The organism is Ruegeria sp. O11 (genome assembly GCF_056535285.1).
Genome location: NZ_JBQERS010000006.1, coordinates 98,069 through 116,968 on the forward strand (window position 1 = coordinate 98,069; position 18,900 = coordinate 116,968).

Consider the following 18,900-nt stretch of genomic DNA (forward strand, 5'->3'; position numbering starts at 1 on the left):
CTCATGCAGATCATTCGTGACTTCCAGTTTGTCGAGCCAGAAGATCGTGGTGCCAGCGTCGCCATTGGAAACTTTGACGGCGTCCATTTAGGGCATCAATCCGTCATTGAACTTGCGCGCAATGCTGAATTGAATGCACCGCTGGGAGTCATGACCTTCGAGCCGCATCCACGAGAGTATTTTGCCCCAGAGGCTCCGCCCTTTCGTCTGATGCGCGGCAATGCGCGCGCGCACCGGCTGGAAAAGCTCGGCGTGCAGAAGCTTTATGAACTTCCCTTCAATTCGGCGCTGGCGGGAATGACCCCTGAAGCTTTCGCCAGAAACGTCATATGTGATGGTCTGGGGCTGTCCCATGTTGTCGTGGGCGCTGACTTTTGTTTCGGCAAAGGACGCAGCGGCAACCCTCAGGACCTGGTTCGCTTCGGCGAAGAGATGGGGTTCGGTGTAACCATCGCGCCCCTGTTGGAGCGAACCGAGAATGTGGTCTCATCGACTGCGATCCGTACGGCTCTGTCAGAGGGACGTCCGCGTGATGCGGCAACAATGCTGGGTCACTGGCATCGGATCGAGGGCGAGGTCGTTGGAGGCGAGCAACGTGGACGCGACTTGGGATACCCGACGGCCAATATGTCGATCGAAGGGCTGCACCCTCCGAGATTCGGTGTTTATGCAGTTCTGGTCGACGTCCTGGATGGCCCACATCAGGGCAGCTATCACGGGGCGGCATCGGTCGGGACCCGGCCAATGTTCCAAGGTGAGGTTCCCAACATCGAAACATTCCTGTTCGATTTCTCAGGCGATCTTTACGGCGCGACGCTGTCCGTTGGTCTGGTCGACTATCTGCGGCCCGAATTGACATTCGACGGCCTTGACGGGTTGATCTCGCAGATGGATGCCGATTGCGCGCGCGCCCGAGAGATACTGGCTAGTACATGACCACGGGTCCAATCGATCGAGCTGGCCTCGCGCCTCGGTTCTGGGAACGCAAGCCACTACGCAAGATGAACCAGCGTGAGTGGGAGGCCCTGTGCGATGGCTGCGGCAAATGCTGCCTGAACAAACTGGAAGACGAAGATACCGGCGAGGTCGCCCTGACATGTGTTGCCTGCCGTCTTTTGGATGACGAAACCTGCCGGTGCACGCAATATGACATCCGGCACCAGTTCGTACCCGAATGCATCGTCATGACACCCGATAACATCGACAGTCATGCCTATTGGTTACCCCAGACCTGCGCCTACCGACTGCTGTGGGAAGGCAAACCACTTTACGACTGGCATCCTTTGGTATCAGGTACGCCAGACAGCGTTCATACCGCCGAAGTTTCCGTGCAGGGGCGAACCGTATCTGAATTCGAAACACCCATGGAAGAATGGGAAGACTACATCATCGAGGAGCCGAGCTGATGCATTTTGCCTCTGACAATTCCGGGCCTGTTCATCCCGAAGTTCTGACCGCGTTGGCCGAGGCCAATCAGGACTATCAGATGGCTTACGGCGCGGACACTCTGATGAATGAAATGCGAGACCAAATCCGAGGTATTTTCGAAGCACCCGGCGCGGCTGTCTATCTGGTCGCTACTGGAACGGCGGCGAATTCACTGGCGTTGGCTACACTGTGCAAGCCGTGGGAAACCGTATTCTGCTCACCCGTCGCTCATATTCATGAGGATGAGTGCAACGCACCCGAATTCTACACCGGCGCAAAGCTAACACTGGTGCCGGGTGGCGACAAAATGACCCCCGAAGCGTTGACCAAGTCCATTGAGGGGGAAGAAACCCGCGGCGTTCATGGTCCTCAACGCGGGCCTGTCTCTATCACTCAGGTGACCGAGCGCGGCTCGGTTTACTCGCTGGCCGAACTACAAGCCCTATGTGGTGTTGCCAAATCTTTTGGATTGCCAGTGCATTTGGATGGCGCTCGTTTCACCAACGCTCTGGTTGCCCTAAATTGCTCACCCGCTGAGATGACATGGAAAGCCGGTGTTGATGCGGTCAGTTTTGGCGGCACCAAAAACGGGCTGATGGGTGTCGAGGCCGTGATCTTCTTCGACGAAAGCAAGGCATGGGAATTCGAGCTGCGACGTAAGCGCGGTGCGCACCTGTTTTCCAAGCACCGTTACCTGTCGGCCCAAATGGCCGCCTACCTAAAGGATGACCTGTGGTTGAAATCTGCCCGCAAGGCCAATGCCAACTGCGCGCGTCTGGCGGACGGGTTGCGAGCAGTCGGCGCCGAGTTCCTGCATGAGCCCCAAGCCAACATGGTATTTGCCAGTTTCCCCCGCAACCAGCACAAGCGCCTGCACGAGGCAGGCGCTGTCTATCACCTGTGGGGCGATACGCTGGCGGGCGAAGACGATGACGAGATGCTGGCCTGCCGCCTGGTTTGCGACTGGTCCATCGGAACCGAACAGATCGACCAGTTTCTAAGCCTTCTTTAGTCGGGCGCGCCTGCCCGGCTATTTCATCTCAGCGAGATGACGGTCCAGGTCGTCAAGACGGTCTTGACCCCAGAACCTTTGACCGTCCGGTGTGATATAAAACGGCGCGCCGAATACACCACGATCCACGGCCTCTTCAAGATTGGCGGCATAGGTTTCCGCACCTACCAGAAGACCGCTATCGGCAAGACTTGGATTAAACCCGGCCTGCTCTAGGCAATCGCGGATAACGCCATCGTCGGCGATGTCCTTTTCCTCTGCCCAGCACGCTCGCAGGAAAGAATGGCACAGCTTTCCGACATCCCCTGATCCATCCTGAATGGCCGCAATCACGGCATATGAGGACGGCGCCATATTCGTAGGCCAGTGCGCAGGTTGCAGGTTCAGCGGCATGCTCAGATTACGCGCTTGGCGGACCAGTTCCTGCGCGCGGTATTCGATACGTGAGATATGTCGATCTTTTGGAGGCACTCCCCCGGTTCGGCCGAACAGAGCAATGATATCCAGCGGTTTATAATTGATCGTCGCACCATGCTTGGCTGCAATCTCTTCAAGTCGCATCCCCGCCAGGTAGGAATAGGGCGAGAGTGTCGCAAAAAAGTAGTCAATCTGGGCCATGTTCACTTTCTCCGCTGCGTTATCTTTGCGCGACGGTAGACCCATGCTAAGCGGTGTCAACATCACGAATCTGTCACATTGCCACTGCTGCCTGGGGAAAATCAGCCGATGCCGACACTTCACGAACCCAAGCTTATCGCTGGGAACGCCAATCTTCCGCTTGCCGAAACCATTGCCCGCCGCATGAGCCTGCATCGCGGCGTTGACCAGGGGCTGGTCGATGCGCGGGTCGAACGGTTCAACGACGGCGAGATTTTCGTCGAGGTATTCGAGAACGTGCGCGGCGAAGATATGTTCATCATCCAGCCGACCTCGAACCCGGCCAATGACAACCTGATGGAGTTGCTGATCATTGCCGATGCCCTGCGCCGTTCGTCCGCGGCCCGCATCACTGCTGTGATCCCCTATTTCGGCTATGCCCGACAGGACCGCCGCACTAAAGCGCGCACACCGATAAGTGCCAAGCTGGTGGCTAACATGCTGACTGGCGCAGGGATCGAGCGTATCCTTACGATGGATCTGCACGCCGCCCAGATTCAGGGCTTTTTCGACATGCCGGTGGACAACCTCTATGCCTCACCGATTTTTGCCCTGGATGTGAAGAAGCAATTCAAAGATCAGATGGACGATCTGATGGTGGTCTCGCCGGATGTTGGCGGTGTTGCGCGCGCGCGCGAATTGGCCAAACGTATCAACGCTCCGTTGTCGATCGTTGACAAGCGCCGCGAAAAAGCCGGTGAAATTGCTGAGATGACAGTGATCGGCGACGTCAAAGACAAGATCTGCCTTATCGTGGACGACATCTGCGATACAGCTGGTACACTATGTAAAGCTGCCCAGGTGCTGATAGATAATGGCGCCAAAGAGGTGCATTCCTATATCACGCATGGCGTCATGAGCGGACCTGCAGTTGAACGTGTAACCAATTCGGTCATGAAATCTTTGGTGCTTTCGGACACAATCCAACCAACAGCCGAGATCGAAAAGGCCGCAAATATCCGCATCGTACCTACGGCTCCGATCTTCACGCAGGCAATCCTGAATATCTGGAACGGCACCAGTGTGTCATCCCTGTTCGAGGATAAGACGCTGACTCCGATTTACGAGTCGCTCTATCACATGGACTAATCAGCAAAACTGCTGACCAGAGCTTCTGCCATTTGAGATCATGACGGCCTGCTACTCGGCGACCGTCATGATTTCATCCAACGGCTTTTTCATCTTTGCTACTTTCGGCACCTTCGCCTCTTCACTCGGATGACCAACCGCAACGATCATGATCGGTTTTTCGTGATCAGGGCGATCCAATAGTTTATTCAGGAATTTCATAGGGTTGGGTGTATGGGTCAGGGAGACCAACCCAGCGTGATGCAATGCCGTTAGCAGGAAGCCCGTCGCAATACCTGTACTCTCGGGCACATAGTAATTCTTGAACCGCACCCCATCATCGAAATGGCCCCATCTCTGAGCGAATATCACAATTAACCACGGCGCATCTTCAAGGTGCGGCTTCTGGTCATTTGTTCCAATCGGTTCCAGCGCTTTCAGCCATTCATCCCCGGCACCGCCATCATAGAACTTGCGCTCCTCTTCTTCCGCTTCCTCGCGAATTCGGCGCTTCATCTCGGGATTTGAAATTGCGACGAAGTGCCAAGGCTGATGATTAGCCCCTGATGGAGCGGTTCCTGCGGCGCGAATACACTCTTCGATGACTGCGCGTGACACAGGGCGGTCCGAATAGTCCCGTACGGTATGGCGACGCTTCATCTTGTCATAAAATGCCAGCGCCTCACTCAACATCTCGTCATCCGACATGTCCATACGATCAGGCAGATTCAAAGCTTTGTATTCAATGTGCTCGCGTGCAAACACCGGCAAGGTCCTCCGTATCCATCGCGCGTCGCAGGCGCTTTTTCCGTTATGGTACGGCTGTCAAAAAGGTGCAATCTCCTCTTACGTGCAATACGGACTCAGGAGATATTCCAATCATCTTCGTGCGCTACCTCGCCGATCGCTGTCCAGGATACCCGAATTCTGGCTATACGCGTATCAGACCAAGTCCGAAACACAGCATTAAATCCCTCGGGGGTGATATCTTCTGCCTGCACCTCAGCTCGCAGCGCAGATGACGTATCCACATCCCAAAGCGCCACACCGATCTGCACAAATGGCACTGATCGAAACGCCTCTTTGAACCGAATGGCGGTTCGGCGTTCGCGCGCGCCTTGCCCGGTCCACATATCTCCACCGTCGGCGAAATCGGAAAACAAAACGGATTCGCCCTGATCTATACCGATGGGATGGGTCAGAAATTTCTTCATCGTGTCGTCTTTTCTTTCAATTCCGGCACCTTACCCTGCACCTTTGACGAAATCACGACAAAAAAACGGCCCCGCAAAGCAGGGCCGTTTCGAATGGGTTGAGATGAACTTTTATAAGCTCATATGCGTTCCAAGGGCTTCCATATCAGCCAGCAACTTAGCTGCATCGTCGACAATGGATTGATCGTCACCCGCTTTCGCGGCCTCGTGCGAGGCGCGGGCTTCCGCGATCAGGTCATCCATATGCGACCGGGTCACTTCTGCGACCGGAATGGCTTTTTCTGCCAGAACCGAAAGGCCATCGCCGTTGATCTGGGCAAACCCGCCGGTGACCAGGTATTCGCTGGCGCCTGCGGGTGCCTCGACCTTCAGGATGCCCGGGCGCAGCGTAGTGATCGTGGGGGCATGGTCGGGCATCGCCGTCATGTCCCCGTCCGCGCCAGGGATCTGGACCGCTGTGGCCTCAAGCGAAGCAAGGCTCCGCTCGGGGCTGACGAGGTCGAATTGCATCGTGTTTGCCATCAAGGATACTCCTTAGGCGGCTTCTGCGGCCATCTTCTCCGCTTTGGCGATCACTTCTTCGATGCCGCCAACCATCAGGAAGGCCGCTTCGGGCAGGTGATCGTATTCGCCAGCGACAACCGCTTTGAACGACGCGATGGTCACATCCAGAGGAACCTGAACGCCGGGCGAACCGGTGAAGACTTCGGCCACGTCGAACGGCTGCGACAGGAAGCGCTCGATCTTACGGGCACGGGCCACGGTCAGTTTGTCCTCTTCCGACAGTTCGTCCATGCCGAGGATGGCGATGATGTCCTGCAGCGACTTGTAGCGCTGGAGGATCTGCTGAACGTCGGTCGCAACTTTGTAGTGCTCTTCACCAACGATGGCCGGATCGAGCAGACGCGAGGTCGAGTCGAGCGGGTCAACCGCCGGGTAGATACCCTTTTCCGAGATCGCACGGTTAAGAACAGTGGTCGCGTCCAAGTGAGCAAATGAGGTTGCCGGCGCAGGGTCGGTAAGGTCGTCCGCAGGCACGTAGATCGCCTGAACCGATGTGATCGAGCCCGACTTGGTCGAGGTGATACGTTCCTGCAGGGCGCCCATGTCGGTAGCCAGTGTCGGCTGGTAACCCACCGCCGAAGGAATACGACCCAGCAGAGCCGACACCTCGGAACCCGCCTGTGTAAAGCGGAAGATGTTGTCGACGAAGAACAGAACGTCGGTACCGGATTGGTCGCGGAACTGCTCGGCCAGAGTCAGACCGGTCAGAGCAACACGTGCACGTGCTCCCGGAGGTTCGTTCATCTGACCGTAAACCAGGGCAACCTGCGATTCTGACAGGTTGTCCGGCTTAATAACGTTCGATTCGATCATCTCGTGATACAGGTCGTTCCCTTCACGGGTCCGTTCGCCAACACCCGCGAACACCGAGAAGCCCGAGTGCACTTTTGCGATGTTGTTGATCAGTTCCATGATCAGAACGGTTTTACCAACGCCGGCACCGCCGAACAGGCCGATCTTACCGCCTTTGGCGTAGGGGGCCAGCAGGTCAACAACCTTGATGCCGGTTACCAGAACTTCCGACTCGGTCGACTGTTCGTCGAATGTCGGCGCGGGCTGGTGGATCGCTCGAGCCTCGGTTGCTTCAACCGGGCCTTTTTCGTCGATCGGCTCACCAACCACGTTCAGGATGCGGCCCAGGGTGGCGTTACCAACCGGAACCGAGATCGGTGCGCCGGTGTCGGTGACGGCTTCGCCACGGACCAGACCTTCGGTCGCGTCCATTGCGATGGTGCGGACGGTGTTTTCACCCAGGTGCTGAGCAACTTCCAACACCAGGCGCTTGCCGTTGTTGGTGGTTTCCAGCGCGTTCAGAATTTCAGGCAGCTGATCTTCAAAGTGCACGTCGACGACGGCCCCGATGATCTGTGTGACTTTGCCTTTTGCATTCGCCATGTTTCGTCTCCGGTATGTCTCTACAGCGCTTCGGCGCCGGAAATAATTTCAATCAGCTCGTTGGTGATCACGGCCTGACGCGAGCGGTTGAACTGGATCGTCAGCTTGTCGATCATTTCACCCGCGTTGCGTGTCGCGTTGTCCATCGCGGACATCCGTGCACCCTGTTCAGACGCTCCGTTTTCGAGCAGAGCCGAGAAGATCGCGGTCGCGACCCCCTTGGGCAGCAGGTCGGCCAGGATGGCCTCTTCGCTGGGCTCGTAATCGAACACGGCACCGCTGTCGTCATCCTCGGTTTCCTCGAACGAGGCGGGGATGACCTGCTGTGCCGTCGGGATCTGGGTCACAACGTTGACGAACTTCGAGTAGAAGATCGTGGCAACGTCGAACTCACCCCCGTCGAAACGGGACAGGACGTCCTTGGCGATGTCTTGCGCGTTGTTGTAGCCAATGCGCTTGACCTCACTCAGGTCGATATGCCCAACGAACAGATCGCCAAAATCACGCTTGAGCGCATCGCGGCCTTTCTTGCCGACAGTCAAAACCTTGACCGTCTTGCCTTTGCCGCGCAGCTCGTCCGCTTTGGCGCGGGCAAGCTTGGCGATGTTCGCGTTGAAGCCGCCACACAGGCCGCGTTCAGCTGTCATCACAACCAGCAGATGGACATCATCGCTGCCCGTACCACGGAGCAACTTGGGAGCGCTGTCGCTGCCCCCGACCGACGCCGCCAGCCCCGCCATCACGGCATTGAACCGTTCGGCATAAGGGCGCGAGGCTTCGGCAGATTCCTGGGCGCGGCGCAGTTTTGCTGCCGCGACCATCTGCATGGCCTTGGTGATCTTGCGGGTCGATTTGACCGACTCGATCCTGTTTTTAAGGTCCTTCAGACTAGGCATCGGAACCCCCTATCAAGCGAAGGTCGCGGCGTATTCGTCGATCGCTGCCTTGAGTTTGTCTGCTGCGTCACCTTTGATCTTCGGATCTTCGTCGGTGATCCACTTCAGCAGGTCAGCGTGCTTGCCGCGCAGATGCGCCAGCAGGCCAGCCTCATAGCGGCCAACGTCAGATACGTCGATCTTGTCGAGGTAGCCGTTGGTGCCTGCGAAGATGACGCAGACGATTTCGGCGTTGGTCAGCGGCGAGTACTGCGGCTGTTTCATCAACTCGGTCAGACGCGCACCACGGTTCAGCAGCTGCTGAGTTGCGGCGTCGAGGTCCGAACCGAACTGCGCAAACGCAGCCATTTCGCGGTACTGAGCCAGTTCCAGCTTAACAGGACCAGCAACCGATTTCATCGCATCGGTTTGAGCCGAGGAGCCCACACGCGAAACCGACAGACCGGTGTTCACAGCAGGACGGATACCTTGGTAGAACAGTTCGGTTTCCAGGAAGATCTGACCGTCGGTGATCGAGATCACGTTGGTCGGAATAAACGCCGAAACGTCACCACCCTGAGTTTCGATAACCGGCAGTGCTGTCAGCGAGCCTGCACCGAAGTCTTCGTTCAGCTTCGCCGAACGCTCCAGCAGACGCGAGTGGAGGTAGAAAACGTCGCCAGGATAGGCTTCACGTCCGGGGGGACGACGCAGCAGCAGCGACATCTGACGATACGATACAGCCTGTTTCGACAGGTCATCATAGATGATCAGCGCGTGGCGACCGTTGTCACGGAAGTATTCAGCCATCGCAGTCGCGGCGTAAGGCGCAAGGAACTGCATCGGTGCCGGATCGGACGCGGTTGCGGCCACAACGATCGAGTATTCAATCGCGCCAGACTCTTCCAGCTTCTTCACCAGCTGTGCAACGGTCGAACGCTTCTGACCAACCGCAACGTAAACGCAGTACAGTTTCTTCGACTCGTCGTCGCCTGCTGCGTCGTTATAGACTTTCTGGTTTAGGATGGTGTCCAGAGCCACAGCAGTTTTGCCGGTCTGACGGTCACCAATGATCAGCTCACGCTGGCCACGGCCGATCGGGATCATCGCGTCGACCGATTTCAGGCCGGTTGCCATCGGCTCGTGCACCGATTTACGCGGGATGATGCCGGGGGCTTTAACGTCTGCAACGCCACGTTTGGAGGCATTGATCGGGCCTTTGCCGTCCAACGGGTTGCCCAGACCGTCCACAACGCGGCCCAGCAGTTCGTCACCGATCGGAACGTCCACGATCGAGTTGGTGCGCTTAACAGTGTCACCTTCTTTGATGTCACGGTCAGAACCGAAGATAACGACACCGACGTTGTCGCTTTCCAGGTTCAGCGCCATGCCCATGATGCCACCGGGGAATTCTACCATCTCACCGGCTTGCACATTGTCCAGGCCGTATACACGGGCAATCCCGTCACCGACGCTCAGCACGCGGCCGATCTCGGCCACTTCGGCTTCCTGACCAAAATTCTTGATCTGGTCCTTCAGGATTGCAGAAATCTCTGCAGCTTGGATTCCCATTTATCCGACCTCTTTCATTGCATTCTGTAGGGAGTTGAGCTTCGAACGGATCGAGCTATCGATCATTTTCGAGCCCACTTTAACGACAAGACCGCCGATGAGGCTTTCATCCACGGTCGCATTGATTGTTACGGTCTTGCCCACACGCTCGGACAGCGTCTTGGACAGTTTATCCATTTGAGTCTTGGTCAGTGCCTTGGCCGATGCGACATCAGCAGTCACTTCGCCGCGCTCATCCGCCAGCATGTCGCGCAGAACCTGTACCAGTTGCGGTACAACAAACAGGCGGCGTTTCTGCGCCATCAGACCCAGCGTATTGCGCAGGATGGCATGCAGGCCCATCTTGTCGGCAACTGCGGTGATTGCGCTTTCCTGTTCGGCGCGCGAAACCAGAGGCGATGCAATCAGGTCGCGCAATTCGGCGCTGTCGCCCAATGCTGCTGCCAGATCGTTGATTCCGGTTTCCAGACCTGCGAGGTCATTATTCTCTTTCGCGATCTCGAAGATCGCGGTGGCATAGCGCTCGGCAATGCCTGTGGAAATCGAAGCTGGTTCGGACACGTCCACCCTTCCGATATTTGAGGCCCCGATTTAGAGTAGCGGCCGCTACCTTGGGGCGTGAGGAAACCCCGTCCATTTAGGGCGGGGATCAAAATCACCGGGGATGTAGCAGAGGTGTTCCAACCAAGCAATACGCTATAGCGGTAACAGATTTATCCACAAATCCATATTTTTCATACACTTAAGCCAAGTGCGACCCTTTGGACCGATTGCGGCAGTTGAAAAATGTTACGAATATGCAGGTTTTTGCGATTCCTGTGACCTTTTTCCCGCATTTTTTCCATTCGAAACGCGCCGGATTGTCACGCAGGCTTCAACAAACCATCCAGCGCTTTGATCGGACGTTTCGCGGCGTCTTTGGTGACGTTTCCACTGGGTGGCCGGATAAGTTTGGTCGCCTCAACCATCAGTACCCCCCCGGCCATGACGGTTGGAATCCGCTGCCCAGTTTTTTCGATCAGGCTACCTGATTTCAGCCAAAACCGACGAAACGAGGGCGGAAGATATAGCGCCGAGCAATGGCTTTCGGGTACAAAGTGATGCGCGCGCAGTTGGTTCTCAAGCTGGGTTGTTGAATAGGGTTGCCCAAAGCCGAACGGCGTCCGGTCTGAACGCGACCAAAGTCCGGCCCGGTTCGGTACGACAAATAGTGCCCGCCCACCGGGTCCCAACACGCGCCAGCATTCTTCCAGCAACTGGCTGGGCCGGTTAGAGTTTTCCAAACCATGCATCACCACCAGTTTATCAACGTGACCAGTTTCGATTGGCCACATCGTCTCTTCGGTCAGAACCGAGACATTGGGCATTCCCGCTGGCCATGGCATTACACCCTGCGGCCCTGGCATCAAGCCGATCACACGACGTGCATCTTTGAGGTAGGGCCGCAACAAAGGTACAGCAAAACCAAAGCCTACCACAGTTTGCCCTTTGGCTTCGGGCCAAAGATCCACCAGTCGCCCACGGATCGCCGCTTGGGCCGCGCGACCCAAGGTGCTGCGATAGTAAAAATTCCTCAGATCCTGCACATCAAGATGCATTGCGGACACCCGGTCAATCGGCTTAGCTGGGCGCAGTCTAGCAATGAAAGGGCAAAAGGCCATGCCTCTTGAGATCGTAACCGTCCCCTGCCTGAGCGACAACTATGCCTTTCTCACCCACGATCCCGTCAGTGGCGAGACCGCATTGGTTGACGCGCCAGAATCCGCTCCGATTCTGGCGGAACTTGAGGCGCGAGGCTGGCAATTAAGCCACGTGTTGCTGACTCACCATCATTGGGACCATGTGGATGGGTTGAGTGACATACTGGAAAAACAACCTGTGCGAGTGATCGGTGCAAAGGCGGATGAACACCGGCTGCCAAAACTCGACCAGGCAGTTGTTGAAGGTGACACATTCTATATAGGCAGCGAACCGGTCGAAGTTCTGGATGTCCCGGGTCATACCGTCGGGCACATTGCATTCTACATGCCGCAATCCGGCGCAGTCTTTACGGCGGACAGCCTGATGGCTTTGGGATGCGGTCGGTTGTTCGAGGGCACGCCCACACAAATGTGGGCCTCTCTCAGCAAGCTGGCGGCCTTGCCAGATGAAACAATCGTGTGCTCGGGCCACGAATATGCGCAGTCAAACGCCAAATTCGCCCTGACAATCGATCCTGACAACCGTGCACTGTTGGATCGCGTGGCCGATATCAACCGTGCCCGCGCTGCCGGAGAACCCACGGTGCCCTCAGTTTTGGGGCAGGAAAAGGCGACAAATCCGTTTCTGCGCGCTGCTGATCCGGTGATTCAGGCCCATCTGGGTATGAAAAATTCTGACCCAGCGTCGGTTTTTGCCGAAATACGTGCCCGAAAAGACCGCTTTTAGTGCCTTTCAAGCCCCTATCACGGCCACGGTCACAACAAATGTGACTGTCAAGTGAAAGAAAACCCTTGAAGCCGGGCCACGATCAACCAAACTCTAATAGTATGAGGACATGGTTGGGATGGGGATCCGGCCTAAGGCCCCCTTCCGGCCCAATACAGAGGAGCACCCGCGTGCCTTCATTCTCGAGCACACTTGAACAAGCCATCCACGCGGCCCTTGCGGCGGCAAATGAACGGCGACATGAATTTGCAACGCTAGAGCATTTGCTGCTTGCGCTGCTGGAAGAACCCGACGCGATACGCGTTATGAAAGCATGCAGCGTTGATCTTGATGAGTTGCGCAGCACCTTGGTCGAATTCATCGACGAGGATCTTTCGAATCTCGTCACCGACATAGATGGGTCCGAGGCCGTGCCAACGGCTGCGTTCCAACGTGTCATCCAGCGTGCAGCGATCCATGTTCAAAGCTCTGGCCGCACCGAAGTGACCGGGGCGAATGTTCTGGTTGCTATCTTCGCCGAACGCGAAAGCAACGCGGCCTATTTCCTGCAAGAACAGGACATGACCCGCTATGACGCGGTGAACTTTATCGCCCACGGTGTCGCGAAGGACCCGGCCTATGGTGAAAACCGGCCGGTGACAGGTGCGGATGAAGCCGAAGAAGAAGCGCAGACCACCTCTGGCGAGGCCGATCAAAAGGAAAGCGCGCTTGGCAAGTATTGCATCGATTTGAACGCGAAATCACGCGCGGGAGATGTTGATCCGCTGATCGGACGCTCGGACGAGGTTGAACGCTGCATCCAGGTGCTGTGTCGCCGCCGCAAAAACAACCCCCTGTTGGTAGGGGACCCCGGTGTAGGCAAAACTGCCATCGCGGAAGGCTTGGCGCACAAGATCGTTTCTGGAGAAGCTCCCGACGTTCTGTCGGAAACCACTATTTATTCGCTGGACATGGGGGCCTTGCTCGCAGGGACCCGCTATCGCGGTGACTTCGAAGAGCGGCTAAAAGCGGTTGTGACCGAGTTGGAAGAACACCCCGATGCGGTTCTCTTCATCGACGAAATTCACACCGTAATCGGCGCTGGAGCGACTTCGGGTGGAGCCATGGATGCATCGAACCTGCTGAAGCCGGCGCTTCAGGGCGGCAAACTGCGCACCATGGGCTCGACCACTTACAAGGAGTTCCGTCAGCATTTCGAAAAAGACCGTGCGCTTAGCCGCCGGTTCCAGAAGATTGATGTGAACGAGCCTTCGGTCGAAGACAGCGTGAAGATTCTGCGTGGTCTGAAACCGTATTTTGAAGAGCATCACTCGATCAAGTACACGGCGGATGCGATCAAGACGGCTGTCGAACTGTCGGCCCGCTACATCAATGACCGCAAACTGCCCGACAAGGCCATCGACGTGATCGATGAGGCCGGGGCGGCACAGCATCTACTGGCCGAAAGCAAGCGGCGCAAAACCATTGGTGTCAAAGAGATCGAGGCGGTGGTTGCGAAGATTGCGCGCATCCCACCCAAGAACGTTACCAAGGACGATGCCGAAGTTCTGAAAGATCTCGAAACCTCGCTGAAACGCGTGGTGTTTGGTCAGGATGAAGCCATCGAAGCGCTGTCCAGCGCCATCAAACTGGCCCGTGCCGGTCTGCGGGAACCAGAGAAACCCATCGGCAACTATCTGTTTGCTGGTCCAACCGGTGTGGGTAAAACCGAGGTGGCGAAACAACTGGCGGATACGCTGGGTGTGGAACTGCTGCGCTTTGACATGTCGGAATACATGGAGAAGCACGCGGTCAGCCGCCTGATTGGTGCGCCTCCGGGCTATGTCGGGTTTGATCAGGGTGGTCTGCTGACCGATGGCGTCGACCAGCATCCGCATTGTGTGCTGTTGCTTGATGAAATCGAAAAGGCACACCCGGATGTGTTCAATATCCTGCTGCAGGTGATGGATCATGGCGAGTTGACCGATCACAACGGTCGTACGGTGAACTTCCGCAACGTCGTGCTGATCATGACCTCGAATGCTGGGGCTCAGGAACAAGCCAAGGCCGCCATCGGCTTTGCCCGCGACCGTCGTGAAGGCGAGGACACTGCAGCGATCGAACGCATGTTCACGCCGGAATTCCGCAACCGCCTAGACGCCGTGATCTCATTTGCGCCGCTGCCTAAAGAGGTCATCTTGCAAGTCGTCGAAAAGTTCGTCTTGCAGCTTGAAGCTCAATTGCTGGATCGTGGCGTGACCATCGATCTGACCCCCCGTGCTGCCGAATGGCTGGCCGACAAGGGCTATGATGACAAGATGGGCGCACGTCCGCTGGGACGTGTCATTCAGGAGCACATCAAGAAGCCTCTGGCCGAGGAGCTGCTGTTCGGTAAATTGGCCAAAGGTGGCGTGGTCCGTGTTTCGGTCAAAAAAAGCGAATTGAGCCTTGAAATCCTGGGGCCCGATCAGCCACGTATACCCGGTGACAAGCCCCCGCTGCTGACAGCAGACTGACCTTAATCTTGAAACCTGCTTGAACGCCTGCCAACTTCATTTGGCAGGCGTTTTTCATCTGCATAAGTCGGCTGAGAACAGGTGCAGAATTGCGTAGAATCGGTGCGTTGATATTTCCCGGGTTTGAATTGCTGGATGTCTTTGGCCCGATGGAGATGTTCGGTCTTCTGGAGGACGATTTCCAATTGGAACTTGTCGCTGAAACCCCAGGGCCAATTCAAAGCAACCAAAAGCTGAAAGCGATCGCCGAACACTCGATCAGCGACGATACTCACTATGATATCCTCTTCGTCCCCGGTGGTGCCGGAACGCGCCGCGAGGTAGGGAATCACCGCCTGCTGGACTGGATCTCGACCAGCGCCGAGAAGGTGGAGTTCACCCTGAGTGTTTGCACCGGCAGCGCTCTTCTTGCCAAAGCTGGTGTTTTGGACAATCGGCGCGCCACCACGAATAAGGCTGCGTATTCGTGGGTCCGCACGCAGGGGCCAAATGTCAACTGGGTGCCTCAGGCGCGATGGGTCGAAGATGGCCCCTTCCTGACGTCATCCGGAGTTTCTGCCGGTATGGACATGACGCTGGGCGCTATCGCCTTGATGCACGGAGAAGACAGAGCCGAGGAAGTTGCCAAGTGGTGCGAGTATTCGTGGCACAAGGACAAGAGCCACGATCCCTTTGCCCGAATTCACGGGTTGGTCTGATACTCGTTTGCTGCTTACCGCTCAGTCAGTTTCAACTCGATCCGACGATTCTGCGCACGGGCCTCGGGGGTGTCCGCTGGGTTAACGGGCTGGAATTCCCCGAACCCATTTGCTGCAAGCCGATCCGGAGGAATACCCAGCGCATCAACCATATAGCGCACCACAGACAAAGCGCGGCCCTGGCTGAGTTCCCAATTGTCGCGATACCGTCCAGTGCTCACAAGCGGTACATTGTCGGTATGCCCATCGACCCGGATGACCCAATTCAATCCATCAGGGATTTCTGCGGCGACACTACGCAGAATATTGGCGACCTTGGCGACCTCTTGGCGACCTTCGACGGACAACTCAGCCGAGCCTGTGGCAAAAAGAACCTCGGACGAGAATACGAATCTGTCACCCTCGATCCGAACACCTTCCTGATCGCCCAGCACATCCCGCAATCGCCCGAAGAACTCCGAGCGGTAACGTTGCAGATCTTCCGCCTGTGCTGTCAGCTCCTGGTTTTGACCGGCGAGTTCCTCGGCTTCGGCCTCAAGACGGATACGCTCGGCCTCTTCCAGCAACCTTCGGCGGCGCTCTTCCGAGGCGGCACGCGCGAGGGCCGCATTCAAATCCTGTCCCAGCGTCTGAATCTGAATTTCGGCTGCCGCATTTCGATCTTCATAATCATCCAAAAGCGCCTGCAATGATCCGAGCTGGCTGCGCAACGCCGACATCTGCTGATTCAACAAGGCGGTCTGCCGCTGTGCCTCTGCCGATATCTCTTTCTCAGACGCAAGTGTATCTTGTGCCAAAGCCAAGAGCGCAGCACGCTCGTCTGCGAGTGACTTTTGTTCGTCGACCTGTGCCTGAGCTCGCGTTTGTGCCTCTAGCGCAGCCTGAAGCTGAGCTCTTAACTCTTCGGCATTGATTTCGCCAAATTTCTGCTCCAACTCTGCCTGTGCGGCCCGCGCTGCGGCCAGCAAGGTCAGTGTTTCTTCGGCTTCCTTGCGTTGTGCTTCTAATGCGAGTGTCATCGCCGTCAGCTCGGCATCTGCATCCTGCAAACGATTGCGCAAGGTTTCCGCCGCAGCCGCCTCGGCAAGACGCGCGGCTTCTTCTTCGGTCAGTTGTTGCTCAAGCTCAGTGATTTGAAGGGCTTGAGCATCTTTGTTGGTTTCAAGGTCGGCAATCAAGGCCTCAAGCGCTTCGCGCCGTGCAGCGGCCAGACGCGCGGCTTCGGCTTGCGCGTCGATTTCCTGCCGACTTTGGGCAAGCGCCAGATTGAGGGCCTCTTGTTCAGTCAGCAGTTCATCGCGCTGAGTTTCCAGCGCCGTAATATCTCCCTGTGCCCGTTCCTGATCAGCAAGCAATGCGGCGACCTGCGCCTCGAAGTCGGTGATGCGTCCTTGTGCTTGCGCCAAATCATCTTCGACCCGGTTCAGGGTCGTGTTCAGCGTCCCCAACCGAGCTTGAAGGCGGCTGTTTTCCCGCTCTTCCAGCCCCAACGCCCCAGCCAGTGCTGCGATTTCGTCGGACAGCGCGGTCAGTTCATCCTCTTGGCCTGAAATGGTCTCGCGCAACACAAACTGGACTACCATGAAGATGGTCAACACAAAGGTCAAAACCATCAGCAAGCCGGTCATTGCGTCCACGAAACCGGGCCAGACCGAGCCCGAGAACCGTTGACCTGTGCGGCGAGACAGCGCCATCCGTTACTCTCCTTCCGGAGAGCTACGCACTGCGCCGCGTGGAAGAGTGAGTGCTTTGACCAGTAGCTCGAAGTCCTTGCGCAGCTCGTTCATGCTGTCCTGACGACCGGCGGAAATCTCTTCGAGAATACGCAGTAGCTGTACATCCATCGATCGCAGGCGCATCCGGCTTTCGGCATCGATCCCCTCACCCGCGCCGTGTTCGCGCATATGATCCAGCAGTGCATCTTGCCCCAGCGCCACACGTTCCAATGCCGCCGTAACACCTTCGGTCTGGGCCTGCCGTTGGTTCATTTCCCCGATCACATCAACCAATTGACCCAGTTTGGTTGAGACATTGATCCGGTCAACTTCTTGCGCCGAGAACATATCCTGCAGGGCATCCATCTGCTCGGACATCGCATCAAGAATCGGTGTCAGTACGGCCAATTCGGCGCCCCCTTCATCACCCGCCGCAAATCCGACGCGGGTAATTGATGACAGCCATTCCTCCAACTCACGGTAAAAGCGGTTCTGGCCATGACCTGCAAATAATTCCAGCAAGCCGACGATAAGTGATCCAGCCAGGCCCAGCAGAGACGAGCCAAAGGCAACACCCATTCCCTGCAGCTGTGATTCCAGTCCCGTCATCAGACGATTGAAGACGGCCAAGCCCTCCTCGCCTTCCTGAGGGTTCAGGCTGCGGATTGTGTCGACGATGGCCGGAACCGTTGTAGCCAGTCCAAAGAAGGTACCCAAAAGACCAAGGTAGATCAGCACGTTGGTGATATAACGCGTGATCTCACGCTCCTCCTCCACCCGTTCGGCGACGGAATCGAGGATTGACCGGGTTGAGCTGGAACTGATCTGAGACCGCGCACCCCGTTCACGTAGAAGCGACGCCAGTGGAGCCAACAATTGCGGCGGGCGCACATCGTCCCGCTCGACCCCACCGATGAAAGCTTCAATCCAACGAACCGAGCCGATCAACTGCGTAACTTGCAGAAAACAGGCGGCAACACCGATGACAAAGACGAGCAGGATGAACCCGTTAAGATACAGATTGGCTTGAACGACGGGCAGCACATAGGGCAGCGCCATGAACACGCCTAGCCCCGACAGCCCGATTGCAATCAGCATCATTAAGATTTGACGGATCGGTTGTGAGAAATGCGGTCTCACGCCCTGATGTGCCTGCGCCATGCGCGTGGCTCCTGGTATTGTCTGCTCTGGGCTGAACCTAACGAAGTTCGTCCCGCGACGCCAAGAGTTTATGCACTGATTGTCCGCACCCGTTGCGACAACCACTCAAGGTCCGGGTCGTGCAGTCCAATATCTGTCAGATGCGACGCGGTATTATAGAGATACTCGGTATTCGGTCCACGCCCGCCAACCGCATGGGCGATGATCTGGGCTTGCTCTTCCAATGGCAGGCCACCGCAATATTGAACATGATGCGCGTCGATTACGTAAGTCACTGCGTTCACGATCGTCCCGCAGTCCAGATGCACATCAAGCATTCGTTCAAGATATGCTGACGAGATCAGCTCGCGCTCGCGCAGCTCCGCCAAGGTGCGATCTTCATGTCCTGCTTCGACGGCCAGAGCCAATCCAGTGCAGAGCGCGTCGGGCTGCTCGTCTAGCGCCAGCACCAGGCCAGGATCTTCCTCGGTGCCGCGATGGTGGATCGAACGCATACAAAACGACCGGGCGTAGCCATGCAAAGTGGCACGTTCACTGTGGGCTACCGGGAAACCCGGATTCCACAGCAACGACCCATATCCGAATACCCACATCGTCATTGCACTGGTCCTTGCCTGTT

19 protein-coding genes are annotated in these 18,900 nt (G+C 56.8%); 7 read left to right on the forward strand and 12 right to left on the reverse strand.

The features are described 5' to 3' along the window. Positions 1-3: 3 nt before the first annotated feature. Genes ACRZ91_RS13310 through ACRZ91_RS13320 form a run of 3 tightly spaced genes read left to right on the forward strand, consistent with a single transcriptional unit; the run spans position 4 to position 2,440 of the window. Complete coding sequence (locus ACRZ91_RS13310) at positions 4-936, forward strand: bifunctional riboflavin kinase/FAD synthetase (protein WP_480906106.1); 933 nt, start codon at positions 4-6, stop codon at positions 934-936. Next, positions 933-1,406: a YcgN family cysteine cluster protein gene (locus tag ACRZ91_RS13315; protein WP_480906109.1), complete on the forward strand. Its 474-nt coding sequence runs from the start codon at positions 933-935 to the stop codon at positions 1,404-1,406. The genes ACRZ91_RS13310 and ACRZ91_RS13315 overlap by 4 nt, the downstream gene beginning before the upstream one ends. Next, the gene (locus tag ACRZ91_RS13320; RefSeq protein ID WP_480906112.1) at positions 1,406-2,440 is read left to right on the forward strand and encodes a threonine aldolase family protein; all 1,035 of its coding nucleotides are present in this window, start codon (positions 1,406-1,408) and stop codon (positions 2,438-2,440) included. Before ACRZ91_RS13315 ends, ACRZ91_RS13320 begins: the two co-directional genes overlap by 1 nt. Before the next feature lie 18 nt (positions 2,441-2,458). Here ACRZ91_RS13320 and ACRZ91_RS13325 read toward each other — a convergent pair whose 3' ends face one another. Further along, positions 2,459-3,058, reverse strand: a complete 600-nt coding sequence (locus ACRZ91_RS13325; RefSeq protein ID WP_170473013.1) for a 2-hydroxychromene-2-carboxylate isomerase — start codon at positions 3,056-3,058, stop codon at positions 2,459-2,461. Between the two features lie 108 nt (positions 3,059-3,166). Here ACRZ91_RS13325 and ACRZ91_RS13330 point away from each other — a divergent pair, with 108 nt between their 5' ends. Continuing rightward, positions 3,167-4,186 (forward strand): ribose-phosphate pyrophosphokinase, encoded by a 1,020-nt coding sequence (locus ACRZ91_RS13330; protein ID WP_010441767.1) that lies wholly within the window; start codon positions 3,167-3,169, stop codon positions 4,184-4,186. Between the two features lie 51 nt (positions 4,187-4,237). Here the strand turns inward: ACRZ91_RS13330 and ACRZ91_RS13335 are convergent, their stop codons facing one another. The 8 genes from ACRZ91_RS13335 to ACRZ91_RS13370 all read right to left on the reverse strand — a co-directional run bounded on the left by ACRZ91_RS13335 (position 4,238) and on the right by ACRZ91_RS13370 (position 11,383). Further along, entirely contained in the window at positions 4,238-4,930 is a 693-nt protein-coding gene (locus ACRZ91_RS13335) for a nitroreductase family protein (protein WP_170473016.1), read from the reverse strand. A 98-nt stretch (positions 4,931-5,028) separates the two neighbouring features. Further along, complete coding sequence (locus ACRZ91_RS13340) at positions 5,029-5,379, reverse strand: H-type lectin domain-containing protein (protein WP_010441765.1); 351 nt, start codon at positions 5,377-5,379, stop codon at positions 5,029-5,031. A 111-nt stretch (positions 5,380-5,490) separates the two neighbouring features. Continuing rightward, positions 5,491-5,901, reverse strand: coding sequence for a F0F1 ATP synthase subunit epsilon (locus ACRZ91_RS13345; protein ID WP_010441764.1), 411 nt, complete (start codon positions 5,899-5,901; stop codon positions 5,491-5,493). A gap of 12 nt (positions 5,902-5,913) precedes the next feature. Beyond that, positions 5,914-7,338, reverse strand: a complete 1,425-nt coding sequence (atpD, locus tag ACRZ91_RS13350) for a F0F1 ATP synthase subunit beta (protein ID WP_039537698.1) — start codon at positions 7,336-7,338, stop codon at positions 5,914-5,916. A gap of 20 nt (positions 7,339-7,358) precedes the next feature. After that, positions 7,359-8,234 (reverse strand): F0F1 ATP synthase subunit gamma, encoded by an 876-nt coding sequence (locus ACRZ91_RS13355; protein ID WP_170541380.1) that lies wholly within the window; start codon positions 8,232-8,234, stop codon positions 7,359-7,361. 12 nt (positions 8,235-8,246) lie between these two features. Next, positions 8,247-9,785, reverse strand: coding sequence for a F0F1 ATP synthase subunit alpha (gene atpA, locus ACRZ91_RS13360; protein WP_010441761.1), 1,539 nt, complete (start codon positions 9,783-9,785; stop codon positions 8,247-8,249). Then, positions 9,786-10,346, reverse strand: coding sequence for a F0F1 ATP synthase subunit delta (locus tag ACRZ91_RS13365; protein ID WP_170392445.1), 561 nt, complete (start codon positions 10,344-10,346; stop codon positions 9,786-9,788). Positions 10,347-10,648: 302 nt separating this feature from the next. Then, complete coding sequence (locus ACRZ91_RS13370) at positions 10,649-11,383, reverse strand: class I SAM-dependent methyltransferase (protein WP_010441759.1); 735 nt, start codon at positions 11,381-11,383, stop codon at positions 10,649-10,651. 61 nt (positions 11,384-11,444) lie between these two features. Here ACRZ91_RS13370 and gloB point away from each other — a divergent pair, with 61 nt between their 5' ends. From gloB to ACRZ91_RS13385, 3 genes are all read left to right on the forward strand, one after another. Beyond that, positions 11,445-12,212, forward strand: a complete 768-nt coding sequence (gene gloB, locus ACRZ91_RS13375; protein ID WP_480906119.1) for a hydroxyacylglutathione hydrolase — start codon at positions 11,445-11,447, stop codon at positions 12,210-12,212. A 170-nt stretch (positions 12,213-12,382) separates the two neighbouring features. Beyond that, the gene (gene clpA, locus ACRZ91_RS13380) at positions 12,383-14,707 is read left to right on the forward strand and encodes an ATP-dependent Clp protease ATP-binding subunit ClpA (RefSeq protein ID WP_480906122.1); all 2,325 of its coding nucleotides are present in this window, start codon (positions 12,383-12,385) and stop codon (positions 14,705-14,707) included. Positions 14,708-14,796: 89 nt separating this feature from the next. After that, positions 14,797-15,405 (forward strand): DJ-1/PfpI family protein, encoded by a 609-nt coding sequence (locus ACRZ91_RS13385; protein ID WP_480906125.1) that lies wholly within the window; start codon positions 14,797-14,799, stop codon positions 15,403-15,405. A gap of 14 nt (positions 15,406-15,419) precedes the next feature. Here ACRZ91_RS13385 and ACRZ91_RS13390 read toward each other — a convergent pair whose 3' ends face one another. The 3 genes from ACRZ91_RS13390 to ACRZ91_RS13400 form a co-directional block, all read right to left on the reverse strand. Continuing rightward, positions 15,420-17,099, reverse strand: a complete 1,680-nt coding sequence (locus ACRZ91_RS13390) for a peptidoglycan -binding protein (RefSeq protein ID WP_480906128.1) — start codon at positions 17,097-17,099, stop codon at positions 15,420-15,422. Positions 17,100-17,102: 3 nt separating this feature from the next. Next, positions 17,103-18,281, reverse strand: a complete 1,179-nt coding sequence (locus tag ACRZ91_RS13395) for a biopolymer transporter ExbB (protein ID WP_480906130.1) — start codon at positions 18,279-18,281, stop codon at positions 17,103-17,105. A 68-nt stretch (positions 18,282-18,349) separates the two neighbouring features. Next, positions 18,350-18,880, reverse strand: coding sequence for a gamma-glutamylcyclotransferase (locus tag ACRZ91_RS13400; protein WP_480716768.1), 531 nt, complete (start codon positions 18,878-18,880; stop codon positions 18,350-18,352). Between the last annotated feature and the right edge of the window lie 20 nt (positions 18,881-18,900).